Genomic DNA, 2300 nt, shown 5'->3' on the forward strand with positions numbered 1-2300 from the left:
AATATTATGTATAAAATGAATATTTTAATACGAAGGATTTAATTAAAAAGAAATTTTAAAAAGGGAAGTTTTGAAAAAGTGAAATAGTAATAACTAAAGTCGATAAAGAACCTAAAGATGTCAAAGAAACAATTTTTCTGGTGCTTTCTATTTAGCCCCCTAATGAATTTGGACACCTACTAAGAGTGGTTTTATACTTAAGGTTGCCAAATAAGGGGGCTTTTGTGATGCAAAGACGAAAACATTCTGCTGAATTTAAACAACAGGTGGTACAAGAAGCAATTGAAACAGGCAATAAAGCTTTGGTGGCGAGACGTCACGAGCTCAGTCCAAATCTCGTAAGCAAATGGGTAAAAGCTTTTCAGGAAAAAGGCAATCTAGATCATTCCGGCATTCAAGATATTGTTTCTCCCTCAGGGATCAAACAGTTGGAGGAGGAGAATGACCAGCTTAAAAAGCTGTTAGGCGAAAAAGATTTAGAAATTTCCATTCTCCGTGACGTACTAAAAAAGAAGAACCCTCACTTACTGAAACGCTTGAAATAGCGAATGAGTGGATTGCGAAAGGTTATGCCGTCCGTAAAGTCCTGAAGATTTTAGAGATTTCTCCTTCTACGTACTATTATCAATACAAGAAAGAAGAAAAGTCAGTAAGTGAGGGCAGACCCATTCCGGGCTATTCACTCACTAAGAACGGCAAAAAAATACCGGATGAACAAATACAGGAATGGCTGATGGAACTCATCTCAGGTGAAGCCGGTGTCTATGGCTATCGAAAGTTGTGCCTCCGCCTTCGAAGCGAGTATGCGCTACAGATTAACAAAAAGAAAGTGTACCGATTATGTAAGGAACTCGATATCCTACAGCCACAGCGAGAAGTGAAGTTCCACTATCCAAGAAAATTAGCGAGGAACCGGATCATCACTGAATCGAATCAGCTGTGGGAAGCAGATATTAAATACGGCTACATCGAAGGTGAAGAGCGTTTCTTCTTTATTCTATCGCTCATTGATGTATATGACCGTTCCATCATTGATTATCATATTGGTTTACATTGTACCGGACACGACGCTGGCCAACTCGTGCAGCGTGCCTTGTTTAAGCGTCAGCAATTTGAAAGAGAAACAAAGCCAGTCATTCGAACGGATAATGGTCCACAATTTATTTCTCTAGCGTTTCAGAAAGCATGTGAAACGTTCCACATCGAACATGAACGCATTCCGCCGAGAACACCGAATATGAATGCCCATATCGAGTCGTTTCACCGATTACTAGAGTATGAATGTTTGAGGCGGTTCGCTTTTCATTCCTACGCAGATGCGTATCATGAGGTGGCTGAATACATGGATTTCTACAATAATCGAAGAATCCATTCGAGTATTTTAGATTTAGCACCAAATGAATTTTATCAACGAAACCAAACAGAAGAGCTAACGATTAAAGAAGTGAGAGTATGAGGCAGGATGATTTTCTTGCCTCACCTAAAATAAAGAGCAATTCTATGAAATAATGAGCTAAGAGTAGTATGTGTCCAAAATTAGGGGGTTAACCCGTTAGGGGTATCCGTAGTAGTTCTTGAATATAATTGGTTAAAGACAGTCCTATTGATTGCAGGTATTAGCTTTCTAATTTATATGGGTTTTATAACTTGGAGAAGTAAAACACATGTTAATGCTGATCATAAAAGCGCAGTCTCATTGACCCCTAAAAAACAAATTACTTTTGCAATTTCAGTATCGCTGCTAAATCCACATGCTGTTCTTGATACAATTGGGGTGATTGGAACAAGTTCGCTAAAATATGTGGGAACTGAAAAACTTTCTTTCACTTTAACTTGTATACTAATTTCATGGATATGGTTTGCCGGTTTAGGGATTGGTGGAAAAGTGACAAGAGAACTTGATAAATCAGGTCGTCTCTTATTTATTTTAAATAAAGTTTCCGCTATTGTAATGTGGGGGACCGCTGTTTACTTAGGATCTACATTTTTTTCATAAACCTTTCTGTAATACTTACAATTATTTTTCGGTTAGTTTTAATAAGCTATTTATATTGTGCTTATTCACAAATATTAAAAGGGAAGGCTATATAATTGTTTAAACAACCTTCCCTCTTATGACTAGACTGGTTTTAATGTGGTGTTCGATGCTCGATCTAACTGAGCTTTAAAATCTTTAATGATGTCATCAGGATTTTCACATCCTACAGATACTCTTAATAACCCATTAGTAATACCTAATCGAAGTCTCGCTTCCTCAGGGATGTCCGCATGTGTTTCTAAGACAGGGTGGGTAATCATTG

At 37.7% G+C, this 2300-nt stretch carries 3 protein-coding genes and 1 pseudogene; 3 read left to right on the forward strand and 1 reads right to left on the reverse strand.

Annotated elements, in window-relative coordinates; translation table 11 throughout:
• Window positions 1-227 precede the first annotated feature (227 nt).
• The 3 genes and pseudogenes from ACWHAR_RS19925 to ACWHAR_RS19935 all read left to right on the forward strand — a co-directional run.
• A complete protein-coding gene (locus ACWHAR_RS19925; protein ID WP_014479904.1) occupies window positions 228-545 on the forward strand; it encodes a transposase in 318 nt (105 codons plus the stop codon).
• An 11-nt stretch (window positions 546-556) separates the two neighbouring features.
• Window positions 557-1456: an IS3 family transposase gene (locus ACWHAR_RS19930; protein WP_026113687.1), complete on the forward strand. Its 900-nt coding sequence runs from the start codon at window positions 557-559 to the stop codon at window positions 1454-1456.
• Between the two features lie 108 nt (window positions 1457-1564).
• Window positions 1565-1996: pseudogene (locus ACWHAR_RS19935) on the forward strand (LysE/ArgO family amino acid transporter); the annotation flags it as partial.
• Between the two features lie 122 nt (window positions 1997-2118).
• Here ACWHAR_RS19935 and ACWHAR_RS19940 read toward each other — a convergent pair.
• Window positions 2119-2300, reverse strand: a 182-nt coding sequence (locus ACWHAR_RS19940) for a PLP-dependent transferase (protein ID WP_452087606.1), incomplete at its 5' end; no start/stop codon positions are given.

The sequence above is a fragment of the Bacillus sp. LR--39 genome (assembly GCF_053613335.1).

Excerpts from the sequence above, each read along its gene's own strand:
- ACWHAR_RS19925 (WP_014479904.1), top strand. The coding sequence starts at position 228 with ATGCAAAGACGAAAACATTCTGCTGAATTTAAACAACAGGTGGTACAA.